Here is a 16,069-nt window from a genome sequence, read left to right as displayed (position 1 = left end):
CCGCGAGTCCGGCTGGCAACTATGCTTTAACAGGTCGCAAACTTTCACTCACTGGTCGAACGTGTCACAATGGGCGCCATTCGGCTTTTACTTATGTTGAATCAGGATATTAACTGCCCATGAAGGGTAAATATAAAGCCGCCATCGCGCTGGTGTTAGTGCTGGTGTTATTGCCGCTAACGCTGCTGTTGACGCTGACCCACTGGGTGCCGACGCTGGCGGGCATCTGGCTGCCTGTGGGCACTCGTATCTCGTTGCAGGAGAGCCCGCGTCTGACGCGGTCGGCTCTGCTGATCCCCGATCTGCGCTATCTGGTGGGCGACTGTGAACTCGCCCGGGTGACCGATACCCGCCTTTCGCGTCCCAGCCGCTGGCGGCTGCATATTGGCCAGCTGGACATCAACAGCGCTTGTCTGAGCAAACTGCCGGCCAGCGAGCCCACGCCGGGATCGCCGCGCACCCTCGCCGAATGGCAATCGATGTTGCCCTACAGTTGGTTAACGATTGATAACCTGCGGCTGTCGCCGTGGGAGAAATGGCAGGGGCGGCTGGTGATGTCGTTGACGCCAGCGCAGCAGGACATCGGCTTTGCCGGTAAGGAACTGAGTCTGCAGGCGCGCCTGCGCGGCCAGGCCCTCACCGTCAGCCAGTTCAGCGCCCGGCTGACTGACGATCAGCCGCCGGTGAAGCTGGTGGGAACCTTCCACCTGCCGCTGGTACCGGATGGTCTGCCGGTCGACGGCCAGATGCAGGGCACCTTTGAATTTCCACAAACCGCGGAATGGATCGATGCCGAGCTCGAGTGGCAGCACAATCGCGGCCAGCTGCTGGTGACGCCGCGCGGCGAGGTAGAGCCGATCCTGGACCTGCCGTGGGAGATCACCCCGGAGCGGATCACCATCAGCGACGGCCGCTGGCGCACCCGCTACCAGAACTATCCGCTCAGCGGGCGCGTCGCATTGTCGGTGGGTAACTGGCAGCAGGGGACCGAGCAGATGACCGTCAGCGGTCGCTTAAATGTCCTCACCGAGGGGCATGCCGGCAAAGGCAACGCGGTGCTGAATATCGGTCCGGGCAAGCTAAGCATGGATAACAGCGACATGCCGCTGCGGCTCACCGGCGAGGCCAAGCTGGGGGAGATGATCTTCTACGCGGCGCTGCCGGCGCAGCTCAGCGGGTCGCTGGTCAGCCCGCAGCTGGCGTTTCATCCCGGGGCGCTGCTGCGTTCGCGCGGACGAGTGATCGATGCGCTGAATATTGATGAAATTCGCTGGCCGCTGGCTGGGGTGAAAGTGACCCAGCAGGGCGTCGATGGCCGCCTGCAGGCGATCCTCCGCGCCCATGAGCAGCAGATGGGCGACTTTACGCTGCATCTGGACGGTCAGGCGAGCGATTTTCTGCCCGACAGCGGCCGCTGGCAATGGCGCTACTGGGGTGAGGGACACTTCACCCCGATGCAGGCGCGCTGGGATGTGAAGGGCAGCGGGGAGTGGCGCGACAATGCTATTACCCTGAGCAGCCTCTCCACCGGCTTCGATAAGCTCGAGTACGGCACGATGCGGGTCAGTACGCCGCGTCTGACGCTCGAGCAGCCGATCCGCTGGCTGCGTGATGCCCAGCACCCGCGGCTGACCGGCGCGCTGTCGCTGGACGCGGCCAAAACCACCTTCTCCGGCGGCAGCTATCTCCCGGCGTCAACGCTGAAATTTGCCCTCGACGGCCGGGACCCGACGTGGTTCCAGTTCACCGGCGCCCTGCACGCCGATACCATTGGCCCGGTGCGGCTGACCGGGCGCTGGGATGGCGAACGGCTGCGCGGCCAGGCGTGGTGGCCAAAACAGTCGCTGACGGTGTTCCAGCCGCTGGTGCCACCGGACTGGAAGATGAACCTGCGGGAAGGGAGTCTCTATGCGCAGGTGGCCTTTTCGGCGGCAGCCGGGCAGGGATTTGAGGCGGGCGGCCACGGCGTGCTGAAGGGCGGCAGCGCCTGGATGCCGGATAACCAGATTAACGGTGTCGACTTCGTGCTGCCATTCCGTTTCAGCGACGGCCACTGGCAGCTGGGCACCCGTCGTCCGGTCTCCCTGCGTATTGGCGAAATCGTCAACCAGGTTACCGCGCGCAATCTGACGGCGGACCTGCAGGGCACCTGGCCGTGGAGTGAGGCCAATCCGCTGCAGCTCAGCGACGTCAGCGTCGATCTGTTAGGCGGTAAGCTGACGCTGCTGCAGCTGCGCATGCCGCAGCGCGACCCGGCGCTGATCCGCCTGCAGCATATCTCCAGCAGCGAACTCACCAGCGCCGTCAAGGTGAAGCAGTTCGCCATGTCCGGGGCGGTGAGCGGCGCGCTGCCGCTGTGGCTGGAAAACAACCAATGGATCATCCACGACGGCTGGCTGCGTAATGACGGGCCGATGACCCTGCGGCTGGATAAAGACACTGCCGATGCGCTGGTGGCGGACAATGTCTCCGCCGGGGCGGCGATTAACTGGCTGCGCTATATGGAGATCTCCCGCTCGTGGACGCGGATTAACCTCGACAATCTGGGCGTATTGACGCTTAAGGCCACCATCAACGGTACCAGCCGGGTGGACGGGAAAAGCAGTACCGTGCATTTAAACTACGCTCATGAAGAGAATATTTTCGACCTGTGGCGCAGTTTACGCTTCGGCGACAATTTACAGGCGTGGCTCGAACAGAATGCCATGCTGCCCGTGCGGCACTGTACGGACGGTAAGACATGTAAGGAACCTAAATGAAGAAGTTGCTACTGGCCATGGTGGCGCCGATGCTGCTCGCCGGCTGTACGCCGCGTATCGAAATTGCGGCATCGAAAGAGCCCATCACCATTAATATGAATGTCAAAATTGAGCATGAGATCCATATCAAGGTCGATAAGGATGTGGAAAATCTGCTGAAATCCCGCAGCGATCTGTTCTGAGGCGACGATGAGAAAACGACTGTTAAGCGCAGCGCTGGCGCTGACCTTACTCAGCGCGCCCGCGCTGGCGTTGACCCTGAGCGAAGCGCGGCAGCAGGGGCGGGTGGGGGAAACGCTGAACGGCTATCTGGCGCCGCTGCGCCAGGATAAAGAGACCTTAGCGCTGGTGAAGCAGATCAATGCCGCGCGCAGCGAAAGCTACCAGCAGCTGGCGGATGACAACAATCTGCCGGTAGATGAAGTGGCGAAAATGGCCGGGCAGAAGCTGGTGGCCCGGGCTCAGCCCGGGGAGTACGTCCAGGGGCTGAACGGCCAGTGGCGGCGTAAATGATCAGCGGCAGCGCTTGCGGTATTCGCCCGGCGAGACGCCAAAGCGCTGCTTAAAGGCGGTGGAGAAATGGCTGTGGTCGCTGAAGCCCCAGCGGTAGCCGATCCCCGCCAGCTTTTCGTCGTCATGGGCGTTCTGTAGCGCCCGGGCGCACAGATCCAACCGCCGGTTCTTAATATACTGCGCCACCACCAGCCCTTTGTCGGCAAACAACCGGTACAGGCTGCGTACCGACATCCCCGTCTCGCTGGCCAGCCACTCCGGGCGCAAATGCTCCGACTGAATGGACGCATCGATTAAGGCAATAATCTTCTGAAACTGCTTTTCCCGCCGGGAAGGGGCAGGCTTGCGCTGATGCAGCACCGGGCGCAACAGGCAGGCGATCGCCTCCAGCGCCGCTTCACTCTCGCTGGCGGAGAGTGTCGTGCCGCCCATGCTTTCCAGCAACAATCGCTGGCTGAGCTGCACCATTGGCAGGGATTTGTCCAGCCGGCAGGCGGTGGCGATGTCGCCTGTGGGCGCCACCCGCTGGCGCGGCAGCAGCAGGGAGGCCTGACGCGAGGTCTGCTGCCAGACAATCGAGCAGGGGCGGGCGGCGTCGATTAACGTGATATCGCCTGCCGCCAGCGTCACCTGGCGCTCGTCCTGTTCGATGATGGCTTCGCCGGCAAGCTGAAATACGGTGTAGAACCAGGCGTCGTTATCGCGTTTTATCTCATTGTGTGTGCGGTAGAGATTAACCCCGGCGGCGGTGACCGTGCTGACCTTGAGGTTACCAGCGTAGCGGGCGTCAATCTCGCCGTGGAAGCGCCCCTCCAGCGGCCGGGCGGCGAAATGGCCGCAGACCTGATTGATCGTCGCCAGCCAGCGCTGGTACGCCAGCCCCCCCTCTGCCGTGGTCATCATTCGCCCTTCTCCTGTAATAACAATGTTTCCGCATTGTTGCATTTATGCCGCCTCAGGCAAGGCCGCGATGGCGGGTATATGAAAGAACTATTACCTGCGGCACATTTCTGCCAGGGTAAGCCGCGGATTTGCGGCGACTGTCACAGCGGCGCAAACGAATGTCACAGAGAAAAAAGCGCCAGCCGCCAACCGGACATAGACTGAAAGCACTATCCGCGAAGAATAAGGAAAGGGTATGTCCACCTCTCAGATAGCGCTGCTTGCCAGCGTCCAGCAGTTTTTAGACCGTCAGCATGGCCTGTATATCGACGGCGCTCCCTGCGCCGCGCAGAGCGAAAACCGGTTAACCGTCTGGGATCCGGCCACCGGGCAGGCGATTGCCACCACCGCCGACGCCAGCCCGGCGGATGTTGACCGGGCGGTAATGTCCGCCTGGCGCGCTTTTGTCGATCGCCGCTGGGCCGGGCGCACCCCGGCCGACCGTGAACGCATCCTGCTGCGTTTTGCCGACCTGGTGGAGCAGCACGGCGAAGAGCTGGCGCAACTGGAAACCCTTGAGCAGGGCAAATCCATTGCGATCTCTCGCGCCTTTGAGGTCGGCTGCACCCTTAACTGGATGCGCTACACCGCGGGGCTGACCACCAAGATCAGCGGCCGGACGCTGGACGTGTCGATCCCGTTCCCGCAAGGGGCGCGTTACCAGGCGTGGACCAAAAAAGAGCCGGTCGGGGTGGTGGCGGGCATCGTCCCGTGGAATTTCCCGCTGATGATCGGCATGTGGAAGGTCATGCCGGCCCTGGCGGCAGGCTGTTCGATCGTCATCAAACCTTCTGAAACCACCCCGCTGACCCTGCTGCGGGTGGCGGAGCTGGCGACCCTGGCGGGCATACCTGACGGGGTATTCAACGTGGTCACCGGCAGCGGCGCCGGCTGCGGCGCGGCGCTGACCGCCCATCCGCAGGTAGCGAAGGTCAGCTTTACCGGCTCAACGGCGACCGGGAAACAGATCGCCCGCGTGGCCGCCGACCGCCTGACTCGCGTGACGCTGGAGCTGGGCGGCAAGAACCCGGCGATTGTGCTCAAAGATGCCGATCCCCAGTGGGTTATTGAGGGGCTGATGACCGGTAGCTTCCTCAATCAGGGACAGGTCTGCGCCGCCAGCTCGCGGATCTACATCGAAGCGCCGCTGTTTGACACCCTGGTCAGCGGTTTCGAGCAGGCGGTGAAATCGCTGCAGGTGGGGCCGGGGATGCAGGAGACGGCGCAGATCAACCCGGTGGTCTCCCGGGCCCACTGCGACAAGGTGGCGGCCTACCTCGAAGAGGCTCGCCAGCAGAAGGCAGAGCTCATCAGCGGCAGCGCCGGACCGGATGCGGGGGGGTACTATATTCCGCCGACGCTGGTGGTTAACCCCGACGCCGGACTGCGCCTCACCCGTGAGGAGGTATTTGGCCCGGTGGTGAACCTGGTGCGGGTGGCCGACGGCGAGGAGGCGCTGCGTCTGGCCAACGACAGCGATTTTGGTCTGACCGCCAGCGTCTGGACCCGCGATCTAACCCAGGCCCTGAACTACACCGACCGTCTGCAGGCGGGAACGGTATGGGTCAACAGCCATACTCTGATTGACGCCAACCTGCCTTTCGGCGGCATGAAGCAGTCTGGTACCGGCCGCGATTTCGGCCCTGACTGGCTCGACGGCTGGTGCGAAACCAAATCCGTCTGCGTGCGTTACTAGACCGCTGTCGGGGAAAGCGAATGGCTTTTCCCGACGCGCCGCTTGCCGACCTCCGGTCTTTCTCGCTACTGTGGAGGGCAATCTTTGCCCAACCAGGGCGGTGAATCACCAGGAGGTCTTCGGCATGACAGCATTTCCTAAGGTTGCACTTATTGGTCCCGGCGCCATCGGCACGACTATCGCCGCCGCCCTGTTTGAGGTGGGGAGGGCGCCGATGGTCTGCGGGCGTACCGCCCATTCGGCGTTGGTGCTGCGCACTGACGAGGGCGAGATCGTGGTGCCCGGCCCGGTGCACACCGACCCAACGGCGATAGCCGCCCCCTTCGACCTGGTGTTTGTCGCGGTGAAAACCACCCAGACGGAGGCCATCGCCCCCTGGCTGACGGCCCTGTGTTCCGCGGACACCGTGGTGTGCGTGCTGCAAAACGGCGTCGAGCAGCGCCAGCAGTTTGCTCCCTTGACCGGCGGCGCGACGGTGTTGCCCTCGGTGGTCTGGTTTCCGGCGCAGCGCGATGCCGATGCCTCTGTCTGGCTGCGCGCCACACCGCGCCTGACCCTCCCGGATCTGCCGGGGGCAGAGCGAGTGCAGCAGGCGCTGGCGGGGACCCGCTGCGCGGTGGACCTGGCGGCGGATTTTACCACCGTGGCCTGGCGTAAACTGTTGCAGAACGCCGTCGCCGGACTGATGGTGCTGACCGGACGCCGCGCCGGGATGTTTGCCCGGGAAGACATTACTGCCCTCGGACTGGCTTATCTGCGCGAATGTCTGCAGGTGGCGCGGGCGGAAGGGGCCGCCCTGGGCGACAGCGTGCCGGAGGAGATTATCGCCGGTTTTCACCGGGCGCCTGCCGACTTAAGCACCTCTATTATGATCGATCGCCTGAATGGCCGACCGCTGGAGTGGGATATTCGTAACGGCGTGGTGCAGCGTCGCGGGCGTCAGCACGGCATTCCGACACCGCTCAGCGATACCATCGTGCCGCTGCTGGCGGCAGCCAGCGACGGCCCGGGCTGACCCGGGCAGGCGCGGGGTTAGTCCACCAGGGAGGGATCGAGGTCGATCATTAACTGCTTCATTTCGGCAAAATGCTGCCGCGAGAAATCGGCAATCTTCTCCCAGTCCTGGGCCGTTTTTTCCGCTACCGCGTCTGACAGAACCTTCAGCGGCTGGCCGGTGGACCAGGCGGTGATCAGGATCTGACAGGCGCGCTCCAGGGTCCAGATATCATCGAACGCCTCGCCGATGGTCGGGGCGGTCACCAGCACCCCGTGATTCCCCATCAGCAGGCGGCGTTTGTCCGCCAGCAGGCCCGCCAGCCGGGCGCCTTCTGCCGCGTTGTCCGCCATCCCGCCGTACAGCGTATCGACGGCGACCCGGTTAAAATAGCGGGCCGTGTTCTGGTCGATGGGCAGGATCTGCGGCGTCGCCAGACAGGCGAGGCTGGTGGTGTACACCGGGTGCAGATGCAGCACCACCCGCACGTCCGGGAGCCGCTGATGGATCTGCCCGTGAATAGCCCACGCGGTGGCATCGACGTCAGGGCGCGCGGCGCAACGTTCATCATCGGCGTTCAGCACCAGCAGATCGCTGGCGCGGATGCGCGAAAAGTGTTTCCACTTCGGGTTGAGTAAAAACGTTTTCCCGTCGGCGGAGAGCGCGGCGCTGAAATGGTTGGCCACCGCCTCATGCATGCCAAGATGGGCAATGATGCGAAAGGTGGCCGCCAGGTCGATGCGGATCTGCTCTTCATCGGAATCGCGCATGGGCATTACTCCGCTTTCGGCATCAGGGTCTGCAGATCGTCCGCCGTCGGCGCCTGGAAGTGATATTTCTTCAGCAGGGCGGCATATTCCGGCGTCGCGCTGTATTTTTTCAGCGCCTCTTCGAGGGCGGTTTTCACCTCAGTATTGCCTTTTTTAACGCCAAAGCCGTTCAGCACCGGATAGATCAGCGTGTCAGAGGAGATAACCACCCGGTCACCCAGTTTTTCCACCACCCCGCGCGCCACGGCGGCGTCGGTGATCTGCGCATCCACCGCGCGCGACAACAGCGCCTGGGTGGTCTGCGGGTCGGTGGTATAAACGCTCAGCGCAATCGGCTTCAACCCCTTCTTCACGCAGTAGTCGGCGGAAAGCTTCTGCAATTGCGCCAGCCACGAGGTGGCGCCCATCGAGCCGATTTTATGCCCGCAGAAGTCCTCCGGGGTCTTAGGCTGGTAGTCGCCGCCTTTGCGGGCGAGGATCGCTTCCCCACTTTTCAGGTACGGCACCATATCGATCACCTTCAGGCGTTCGGCGGTAATGTACATCGACGAGTTGGTGATATCGAAGCGCCCACCCTGCAGCCCGGGGATCAGGTTGGGGAAGCGGGTATCGATATTCACTGCTTCACGGCCCATAGTCTTCGCCAGACCATCGAGCAGCTCGATGTCAAAACCGGCTGGCTTATTGTTTTCCATGTACTCGTAAGGAAAAAAGGTCATGTCCGAACCGGCGGTGATCTTACCGCTTTGCTGAAAGGCCAGTGCGCTAAAGGATGTCAGAGCAGCCGCTGCGCAGAGCAGCAGGGTCAGCGGGCGTGGTGCGAAAATGCGTGTCATAAAACCTCCGGAGTGTGGGCAAATTACATGCTGGCGCGATCGGCGCCGGCCTGCTGAACAAAAAACGAAGCGCCGCGCGGCTTCTGCGGCAGACGAAGCTGGTTATTGGTGCTGCGCACCAGACCGCTCTCTTCTCCCGCGACCAGTTGGCCGGCATGGCGGCTCGGCAGCGGGTTTTCGCCGTAGGGTAGCGCATCCTCCGCGGCGTAGACGCTGATGAACAGGGTGCGCGGCAGGGCGGTTTCGTTGGGACTGGAGGCGTGCAGCAGGCGGGTATGCATAAAGCAGACTGAGCCCGCCGGGCCAAAACAGGCCTGCGGCTGCTGGCAGTGCGTCGCCACCACCTCATCATCCACCGCCCCCGTGAAGCGCCCCTCCTGCCAGTGGGACCACAGCGGCCCCTGATGACTGCCCGGCACCACGTTGAGCGGACCATTCTCTGGCGTCACCTCGCTGACCATCAGCAGGGCGGTGATGATGTCGTCATTGCTGTGTGGGGTGAAAAGGAAATCCTGATGCCATTTCACCTCGGTGGCGGTGTGCGGCAGCTTGGAGTTAATTTTGCTGTGATGAAAGCGGGTGCCGCTGCCGCCGATCAGCTGCGCGGCGATGGTCGCCATCCGCGAGTTCAGCGCAGTATGGCGATAGGCCTCGGAGATCTCCGTCGGGGAGGCGACCCGGCGCAGCGACGGATGGTCAGGAGCATGATCGCGCTCGATATCGAAGCGCGGCCGCCCGTCGAGGGTTTCTCCCCACACCGTCGCGTGACCTCGGCTCTCCTCGACCCAGCCGTCGAAATCGCTCTGCAGGGCGGCGATGTCGGCGCTGGAAAGCACCTCTTCGACCACCAGAAAACCCTGCTGATGAAACTGATCAATTTGCCACTGCGCAATCATAGTTTTTCCTCTTCACGTTCCGATAGTTAAGCCAGAGAAACATCTTTGAGAAAGGCCTCGACCCGCGGGTGTTGCCCGCTACGCATCGCCTGCGGCGTGTCATCGCACACCACCCGGCCTTTCTCCATAAACACGATCCGGTCGGACACTTTGAAGGCGAAGTTCATCTCGTGGGTGACGATGACCATGGTGATGCCTTCGTGGGCCAGGGATTCGATAACCTGCAGCACTTCATTCACTTTTTCCGGATCCAGCGCCGAGGTGGGCTCATCGAACAGCATGATCTGCGGACGCATCATCAGGGCGCGGGCGATCGCCACCCGCTGCTGCTGTCCGCCGGAGAGCTGGTGCGGATACTTCCAGGCGTGCTCCAGCATGCCCACTTTGTGCAGCAGTTCGCAGGCGTGCTGGCGGAGCTCCGCGTCACTTGCCAGATGGTGATAGCGCGGGGCCAGCAGCAGATTGCCGAACACGGTCAGATGCGGGAACAGGTTAAAGCTCTGGAACACCATGCCGATGTTCAGGCGATGTTCGGCATTCTCCATAAAGCGCGGCTTCTGCTGCCCCTGACGGTCGAGGTGAATAAAGGGTTGGCCGTTAATCTGAATTTCGCCGTTATCGATCTGCTCAAGACCGTTCAGCAGGCGAATGAGGGTGGTTTTCCCCGAGCCTGACGGACCGATGACCGAGACCACCTCGCCGGGCTGGATCTGCAGGCTCACCGCCCCCAGCACTTCGACGTTGTTGTAGGCCTTATGCAGCTTAGAGGCCTGCAGCGCCGGCTCATGACTCTGGGCGACGCTGCGCGCCATCGCCGGGTGGCGGGCGCTGGCCAGCCGCTGCATCTCGGCATCTACCGGACGAGCGGTATTGCGCTGGGTCACGTCAAGGTAGTTCTCCAGCCGTTTCAGCAGAAAATCGAACACCGTGACGATAAAGATGTAATAAAACGCCACGGCCGTCATCGTCTCCATGACCAGAAAGTTCTGCGAGTAGAGCTGCTGGCCGACCATCAATATTTCGGTCAGGGAGATCACCGACACCAGCGAACTGAGCTTCACGATGGCGATATATTCATTGGCCAGCGCCGGCAGGGCGACGCGCAGCGCCTGGGGGATGATCACCCGCCACTGGATCCCGGCGTAGCGCAACCCCAGGGCCCGTGCGGCTTCGCTCTGCCCGCGAGGGATGGAGAGCAATCCGCCGCGGTGGATCTCGGCGATATAAGCCGCTTCGCTGAGGACCATCGCCAGCAGGCCGGCCCAGAAGGGATCGTTCAGCACCGGGGCGAAGGAGGGCAGCGCCTGCGGCATGTTGTAGACAAAAATCAGCAGGACCAGCAGCGGCATACTGCGAAATAACCAGATATACAGCCGGGCTGGGGTGGATAACCAGCCGCGCGGCGACTGTTTGGCCAGCGCCAGAATAAATCCGAGCACAATACTGCAGCCCCAGGTCAGCAGACTTAATTTAATGACGGTCCAGGTGGCCCACCAAAAATCGGCATCGCTGAGCAGGCTTAACATGTAGTTCCAGTTAAACGTCATGGGCTATTTCACTCGTCATAATTATCAAAAATGAAAGTGGCTCGGCTGTGCCGTAATGGGGAGCCACCGGTATTCATCGTGCGAATACACTATGCTGGCAGGATGCTTTCAGAGGCAATTAGTAAATTTTTGGCCTTTAAGTTTAAAAAAACTATACAGCGATATTAACGATATGGAATTTAAAGTGATTGTTAAGATACTTTGCGTAAACAATTTAAAAACAATGACTGTAATTCAATAACGCTATTTTGAGCAGACAGGTTATTTTGCGCGAAACTGGGGCAGACGCTGCCAGTCTGGCGTGCAGCGTGGCGCATGATGGTGCAATGGTGGAAATAAACCACGCGGGCGTAGAGCAATAATAAATATTGTCGCCCCTTGTCGGGCAATGCGCCGCGCTTTTCCTGGGGTGGCACGCGGATTGCTTGGGACTTAGAGGAAAACTATTCCCCGTGTGCGCCGGACCATATTTTATCAATGGTGATGCTATGAACCGATTTACCCTGAAGCAGCTCAAATATTTCGTCACCGTGGTGGAGACGGAGAGTATCGCCGAGGCCTCCCGCCAGCTGCACATTGCGCAGCCGTCGATTTCGATTGCCATCAAGAATCTGGAGAGCACCTTCGACCAGCAGCTGTTTATTCGCCACCATGCGCAGGGCGTTTCGCTCACCTCCAGCGGTCGGCGGATCTACGATAAAGCGAAAGAGCTGCTGCGCCTGTCCTGGGAGTTCGAACAGAATTCGCGAGCGGATAAAGAGCTGGTTTCTGGCATGATCTCCATCGGTTGCTTCGAATCGGTGGCTCCGCTGTATATGCCGAAGCTGGTGGCCGGGTTTAAGAAATGCTATCCGGAAATCACCCTGCATCTGTACGACGGCGAACAGCATGAGCTGATGCATGGCCTGCACCGCGGCCGCTTCGACCTGGCGCTGGTTTACGATCTGGAGCTCGGCCATTCGATCAATAAAGAGCGGCTCAATGCCCCGCATAAACCCTACGCGCTGCTGCCCGCCGCGCATCCGCTGGCGCAGAAGGCGCAGGTGACGCTGCAGGAGCTGAGCCGCGAGCCGATGATCCTCCTCGATGCGGTCCCCAGTAAAAATTATTTTATCTCCATCTTTAAGGAAAAGGGTTATCACCCGGAAGTGGCTTACAGTTCCCCCTCCATTGAAATGGTGCGCTGTATGGTGGGTCAGGGGTTGGGTTTTTCGGTGCTGGTCACCCGGCCCTGCTGCGATATGACCTACGATGGTGAAAGAGTGGTGCAGCGGGATATTGCCGACGAGATGCCCGCCTCGACCTTAATTATGGCGCATCTCGCGAATAATGAGCCCACGCGGCCGACGCAACTGTTTATGGATTATTGTCGCAGCATCGAATTAACCCCAACTCACGCCTGAAATAACGCCTGTCGATCCGGCAGGCCTTATTTTTTGTCGTCACTCAGCCTCGTAAAATTCTATTCAGTCGATCGTTTTATAATATTTTACCAATTCGTCACAGTTAAATAACCTGAAAGCCGTCAATTCCGGCGACGTCGTCGGCAACTGTGCTTGAAGGATAGCGAAATGACTGAACAGATTACCGAGATCGATACCCTGGTGGTGGGCGCGGGGCAGGCGGGCGTCGCCATGAGCGAGCATCTGACCCGGCTGGATATCCCCCACCTGGTGCTGGAAAAGCAGGGTATTGCCCAGGCCTGGCGCAGCGGACGCTGGGATTCGCTGGTCGCGAACGGCCCGGCCTGGCACGATCGGTTCCCGGGCATGGTGTTCCCGGACTGCCCGGCAGACAGCTTTGTCGGCAAAGAGCAGGTGGCAGACTATTTTGCCGCCTATGCCCGCAGCTTCAATGCGCCGATCCGTACCGGGGTGGAGGTTTTCAGCGCCGAACGCCTCGTCGGACGGCCGGGCTTTCGTATCGACACCTCGCAGGGGGTGATTGAAGCGCAGCGGATTGTGGCGGCCACCGGGCCGTTTCAGCGGCCAGTGATCCCGGCCATCGCCCAGCAGAGTCAGGCTATTCAGCAGCTCCACTCCGCGCACTATTTTAACCCGCAGCAGCTACCGGAGGGCGGTGTGCTGGTGGTTGGCGCAGGATCCTCCGGCGTGCAGATTGCCGATGAGCTACAGCGAGCCGGACGCGCGGTGTGGCTGTCGGTGGGAGCGCACGACCGCCCGCCGCGTCGCTATCGTCAGCGCGATTTTTGCTGGTGGCTCGGGGTGCTGGGAATGTGGGATGCCGCGGCCAATGCGCCGGGTAAAGAGCATGTCACTATCGCGGTGAGCGGCGCGCGCGGCGGCCATACCGTCGATTTTCGCCAGCTGGCGCATCAGGGAGTCACGTTAGTGGGGCAGACCCGTGGCTTTGACGGTGACAAGGCACTGTTTCACCACGACCTGGCGGAGAATATCCGCCGCGGCGATGCCTCCTACCTTGCGCTGCTCGACGCCGCGGACGCGTGGGTGGCCCGCAACGGCATGGACCTGCCCGAAGAGCCCTCCGCCCGCGAATTTCTGCCCGATCCGGCCTGCGTCACCGACCCGCTGCTCAGTCTCAATCTGGCGGAGGCCGGGATCGGCACCATCATCTGGGCGACGGGCTACACCACCGACTATCGCTGGCTGAAGGTCAACGCCTTCGATGACGCACAGCGGCCACAGCATCACCGCGGCGTATCGACGGAGCCGGGCGTCTATTTCCTCGGCCTGCCGTGGCTCTCGCGGCGCGGGTCCACCTTTATCTGGGGCGTCTGGCACGATGCCAAATATATTGCCGATCAGATCGCCATTCAGCGCCAGTACCAGCGTTACCAGCCGTCCTGTTAACCGTTTTCCTTAAGGAGTGCTTTGATGCCAACTCATACCCGTATTCGCATGTTTAACACCAAAGAGACCTACCCGAACCAGGCGCTGAACAACGATCTGTGCCAGGCGGTGCGGGCCGGCAATACCGTCTACGTTCGCGGCCAGGTTGGCACCGATTTCGCCGGCAATCTGATTGGCCTCGGCGACCCGCGGGCGCAGGCGGAGCAGGCGATGAAGAATGTTGAACAGTTGCTGAAAGAGGCGGGAAGCGACCTCTCGCATATCGTCAAGACCACCACTTATCTGATCGATCCCCGCTATCGCGAGCCGGTCTATCAGGAGGTGGGCAAATGGTTAAAAGGCGTCTTTCCCATCTCCACCGGGGTGGTGGTGTCGGCCCTCGCGCAGCCGCAGTGGCTGATGGAGATTGACGTTACGGCGGTGATCCCTGACGACTGGCAGGGGGAGGCAGCAGAATGACTCTCTCTATTAGCGCCCGCTGCCCGGAATCAGGTCAGTTGGGCATTGCCATTAGTTCGTCGAGCATGGCCGTGGGATCGCGCTGTCCGTGGCTATTGCCCGGCGTCGGCGCAGTCGCCAGTCAGAACATAACCTTACCGTCGCTGGGGCCGCATATTCTTGGTGCGCTTGAGGCGGGGGCCTCCGTTGAGCAGGCTCTGAACCTGGCCCTGGCGGAGGACCGCTTCCGCGAATATCGCCAGGTCGCGGCGATTGATGCCAACGGTGAAGTGGCGGCGTTCAGCGGAGAACATACTCTCGGGATCGGTGGCACCCTGGCGGGAGATAACTGCGTGGCGGCGGGCAACATGCTGGCCAGTCACGAGGTGATCGCCGCGATGGTGGCCGCCTTCGAGACGGCGAGCGGTGAACTGGCCAGCCGGCTGCTGGCCGGGCTGCGCGCGGGGATTGCCGCCGGGGGCGAGGCCGGCCCGGTCCACTCGGCGGCGGTGAAGGTGGTGGACGATTACCCGTGGCCGGTGGTCGATCTGCGTATTGACTGGGCGGAGACGGATCCGCTGGCGGCCCTTGAGCAACTGTGGCTGGCCTGGGAGCCGCAAATGGACGCCTATATTACCCGGGCGCTCGACCCTCGCGATGCGCCCGCCTATGGCGTCCCCGGCGATGAATAACATCCTCGCCGCGCTGCTGGCTTTTGACACCACCAGCCGCCATTCGAACCTGGCGATGATCGACTGGATCGCCGATTTTCTCGCTGCCCGCGGCGTGGCGTCCCGCCGCTTTTATGACCCGTCGGGCGGTAAGGCCAATCTCTACGCCCGGCTGGGGCCGTCCGGCGGCGGTGGGGTGATGCTCTCGGGCCACACCGACGTGGTCCCGGTGGACGGCCAGGCCTGGAGCGTTCCGCCTTTCAGCCTGACCGAGCGCGATGGCCGCTACTATGGCCGCGGCAGCGCCGATATGAAGGGGTTTCTCGCCTGCGTGCTGGCGGCAGTGGATGACTTTCTGGCGGCGCCGCTGCGCATGCCACTGCATCTGGCCTTCTCCTATGACGAAGAGGTCGGCTGTCTCGGTGTGCGCAGCCTGGTGGATTTTCTGCAGGCCTCGCCGGAGAAACCGGCGCTGTGCCTCATCGGCGAGCCGACAGAGATGCAGCCGGTGTTCGGTCATAAAGGCAAACTGGCCATGCGCTGCTGCATCGAGGGGCAGGCCTGCCATTCGGCCTATGCCCCGCAGGGGGTGAACGCCATCCGCTACGCGGCCAGGCTGATCAACCACCTGGATCGGCTGGGCGTGCGTCTGGCCCGGCAGCAGGACAGCCGCTTTTCGCCGCCCTTCAGCACGCTGCAGGTGGGCACCATTCAGGGTGGGGCCGCGCTGAATATTGTTCCGCAGTCCTGCCGCTTTGATTTTGAGATCCGCTACCTGCCGGGGATGCGTCCCGAAGCGGTCACCGAGGCGCTGGCGGCCTACGCCCGCCGCCAGCTGCTGCCGGAGATGCGCCGGGTAGGCAGCGGGAGCGACATCCAGTTCCAGCTGTTAAGCCACTATCCGCCGCTGCTCAGCGATCCGCAGTCCGACTTCGCCCGCTGGCTGTCACAGTGGTGCGGCAGCGATCGCTTCTCCACCGTGGCGTTCGGCACCGAAGGGGGGCTGTTCGATGAGATGGGCGTCGCGACCCTGGTCTGCGGACCGGGCAGCATGGCCCAGGGCCATAAGGCCGATGAGTACATCAGCATCACGCAGACCGAGCGCTGTATGACGATGCTGCGACAGCTTTGCGCGTGGATGCGTGCCGAACCGGCGGAACCGCTCACCTGATCCCT

At 62.0% G+C, this 16,069-nt stretch carries 15 protein-coding genes; 10 read left to right on the top strand and 5 right to left on the bottom strand.

The window, feature by feature from the left end; all coding sequences use genetic code 11:
- The first annotated feature begins 119 nt into the window (after positions 1–119).
- From N438_RS04630 to N438_RS04620, 3 genes are read left to right on the top strand one after another with little or no spacing between them, the layout of a single operon-like run.
- Positions 120–2,759, top strand: a complete 2,640-nt coding sequence (locus tag N438_RS04630) for a YdbH family protein (RefSeq protein ID WP_032732892.1) — start codon at positions 120–122, stop codon at positions 2,757–2,759.
- Positions 2,756–2,941 (top strand): YnbE family lipoprotein, encoded by a 186-nt coding sequence (locus tag N438_RS04625; RefSeq protein ID WP_012541949.1) that lies wholly within the window; start codon positions 2,756–2,758, stop codon positions 2,939–2,941. The genes N438_RS04630 and N438_RS04625 overlap by 4 nt, the downstream gene beginning before the upstream one ends.
- A 7-nt stretch (positions 2,942–2,948) precedes the next feature.
- Entirely contained in the window at positions 2,949–3,272 is a 324-nt protein-coding gene (locus N438_RS04620; RefSeq protein WP_012541948.1) for a YdbL family protein, read from the top strand.
- Here the strand turns inward: N438_RS04620 and feaR are convergent, their stop codons facing one another.
- Positions 3,273–4,175 carry a transcriptional regulator FeaR gene (feaR, locus tag N438_RS04615; RefSeq protein WP_116696121.1) on the bottom strand — a complete coding sequence of 301 codons (903 nt, stop codon included), beginning with the start codon at positions 4,173–4,175 and terminating at the stop codon, positions 3,273–3,275. It abuts the gene before it with no gap.
- A 235-nt stretch (positions 4,176–4,410) separates the two neighbouring features.
- On the opposite strand from feaR, the gene N438_RS04610 reads away from it, so the two are divergent.
- Both N438_RS04610 and N438_RS04605 read left to right on the top strand, forming a co-directional pair.
- Positions 4,411–5,910, top strand: coding sequence for an aldehyde dehydrogenase family protein (locus N438_RS04610; protein WP_012541945.1), 1,500 nt, complete (start codon positions 4,411–4,413; stop codon positions 5,908–5,910).
- A 124-nt stretch (positions 5,911–6,034) separates the two neighbouring features.
- Positions 6,035–6,925: an oxidoreductase gene (locus N438_RS04605; RefSeq protein WP_109909989.1), complete on the top strand. Its 891-nt coding sequence runs from the start codon at positions 6,035–6,037 to the stop codon at positions 6,923–6,925.
- A gap of 17 nt (positions 6,926–6,942) precedes the next feature.
- Here the strand turns inward: N438_RS04605 and N438_RS04600 are convergent, their stop codons facing one another.
- The 4 genes from N438_RS04600 to N438_RS04585 are packed head-to-tail and all read right to left on the bottom strand — an operon-like array spanning position 6,943 to position 10,953.
- Positions 6,943–7,674: a class II aldolase and adducin N-terminal domain-containing protein gene (locus tag N438_RS04600; RefSeq protein ID WP_012541943.1), complete on the bottom strand. Its 732-nt coding sequence runs from the start codon at positions 7,672–7,674 to the stop codon at positions 6,943–6,945.
- Positions 7,675–7,679: 5 nt separating this feature from the next.
- Positions 7,680–8,510, bottom strand: coding sequence for an ABC transporter substrate-binding protein (locus tag N438_RS04595; RefSeq protein WP_008805135.1), 831 nt, complete (start codon positions 8,508–8,510; stop codon positions 7,680–7,682).
- 23 nt (positions 8,511–8,533) lie between these two features.
- Entirely contained in the window at positions 8,534–9,406 is an 873-nt protein-coding gene (locus tag N438_RS04590) for a phytanoyl-CoA dioxygenase family protein (protein ID WP_004224469.1), read from the bottom strand.
- A gap of 26 nt (positions 9,407–9,432) precedes the next feature.
- Positions 9,433–10,953: an amino acid ABC transporter permease/ATP-binding protein gene (locus N438_RS04585; protein WP_116696120.1), complete on the bottom strand. Its 1,521-nt coding sequence runs from the start codon at positions 10,951–10,953 to the stop codon at positions 9,433–9,435.
- Positions 10,954–11,441: 488 nt separating this feature from the next.
- On the opposite strand from N438_RS04585, the gene N438_RS04580 reads away from it, so the two are divergent.
- The 5 genes from N438_RS04580 to argE all read left to right on the top strand — a co-directional run bounded on the left by N438_RS04580 (position 11,442) and on the right by argE (position 16,064).
- On the top strand, positions 11,442–12,356 hold the full coding sequence (locus N438_RS04580) for a LysR substrate-binding domain-containing protein (RefSeq protein WP_004190428.1): 915 nt from the start codon (positions 11,442–11,444) through the stop codon (positions 12,354–12,356).
- A 168-nt stretch (positions 12,357–12,524) separates the two neighbouring features.
- Positions 12,525–13,784, top strand: a complete 1,260-nt coding sequence (locus N438_RS04575) for an NAD(P)/FAD-dependent oxidoreductase (protein WP_116696119.1) — start codon at positions 12,525–12,527, stop codon at positions 13,782–13,784.
- A 24-nt stretch (positions 13,785–13,808) separates the two neighbouring features.
- Positions 13,809–14,243, top strand: a complete 435-nt coding sequence (locus N438_RS04570; protein WP_004190423.1) for a RidA family protein — start codon at positions 13,809–13,811, stop codon at positions 14,241–14,243.
- Positions 14,240–14,914, top strand: coding sequence for a DUF1028 domain-containing protein (locus tag N438_RS04565; protein ID WP_008805132.1), 675 nt, complete (start codon positions 14,240–14,242; stop codon positions 14,912–14,914). Before N438_RS04570 ends, N438_RS04565 begins: the two co-directional genes overlap by 4 nt.
- Entirely contained in the window at positions 14,907–16,064 is a 1,158-nt protein-coding gene (gene argE / locus N438_RS04560) for an acetylornithine deacetylase (protein WP_116696163.1), read from the top strand. Before N438_RS04565 ends, argE begins: the two co-directional genes overlap by 8 nt.
- Positions 16,065–16,069: the final 5 nt, after the last annotated feature.

Source organism: Klebsiella sp. GL120222-02, from assembly GCF_003097195.1.
Classification (GTDB): Bacteria; Pseudomonadota; Gammaproteobacteria; order Enterobacterales; family Enterobacteriaceae; genus Klebsiella; species Klebsiella variicola.
This window is presented reverse-complemented; position numbering and strand designations above follow the sequence as displayed.

Coding starts and splice junctions, on each gene's coding strand:
- N438_RS04585 (WP_116696120.1), bottom strand. CDS start 10,953: ATGACGTTTAACTGGAACTACATGTTAAGCCTGCTCAGCGATGCCGAT.
- N438_RS04600 (WP_012541943.1), bottom strand. CDS start 7,674: ATGCGCGATTCCGATGAAGAGCAGATCCGCATCGACCTGGCGGCCACC.
- N438_RS04595 (WP_008805135.1), bottom strand. CDS start 8,510: ATGACACGCATTTTCGCACCACGCCCGCTGACCCTGCTGCTCTGCGCA.
- N438_RS04575 (WP_116696119.1), top strand. CDS start 12,525: ATGACTGAACAGATTACCGAGATCGATACCCTGGTGGTGGGCGCGGGG.
- N438_RS04610 (WP_012541945.1), top strand. CDS start 4,411: ATGTCCACCTCTCAGATAGCGCTGCTTGCCAGCGTCCAGCAGTTTTTA.
- N438_RS04590 (WP_004224469.1), bottom strand. CDS start 9,406: ATGATTGCGCAGTGGCAAATTGATCAGTTTCATCAGCAGGGTTTTCTG.
- feaR (WP_116696121.1), bottom strand. CDS start 4,175: ATGATGACCACGGCAGAGGGGGGGCTGGCGTACCAGCGCTGGCTGGCG.
- N438_RS04570 (WP_004190423.1), top strand. CDS start 13,809: ATGCCAACTCATACCCGTATTCGCATGTTTAACACCAAAGAGACCTAC.
- N438_RS04580 (WP_004190428.1), top strand. CDS start 11,442: ATGAACCGATTTACCCTGAAGCAGCTCAAATATTTCGTCACCGTGGTG.
- argE (WP_116696163.1), top strand. CDS start 14,907: ATGAATAACATCCTCGCCGCGCTGCTGGCTTTTGACACCACCAGCCGC.
- N438_RS04630 (WP_032732892.1), top strand. CDS start 120: ATGAAGGGTAAATATAAAGCCGCCATCGCGCTGGTGTTAGTGCTGGTG.
- N438_RS04625 (WP_012541949.1), top strand. CDS start 2,756: ATGAAGAAGTTGCTACTGGCCATGGTGGCGCCGATGCTGCTCGCCGGC.
- N438_RS04605 (WP_109909989.1), top strand. CDS start 6,035: ATGACAGCATTTCCTAAGGTTGCACTTATTGGTCCCGGCGCCATCGGC.
- N438_RS04620 (WP_012541948.1), top strand. CDS start 2,949: ATGAGAAAACGACTGTTAAGCGCAGCGCTGGCGCTGACCTTACTCAGC.
- N438_RS04565 (WP_008805132.1), top strand. CDS start 14,240: ATGACTCTCTCTATTAGCGCCCGCTGCCCGGAATCAGGTCAGTTGGGC.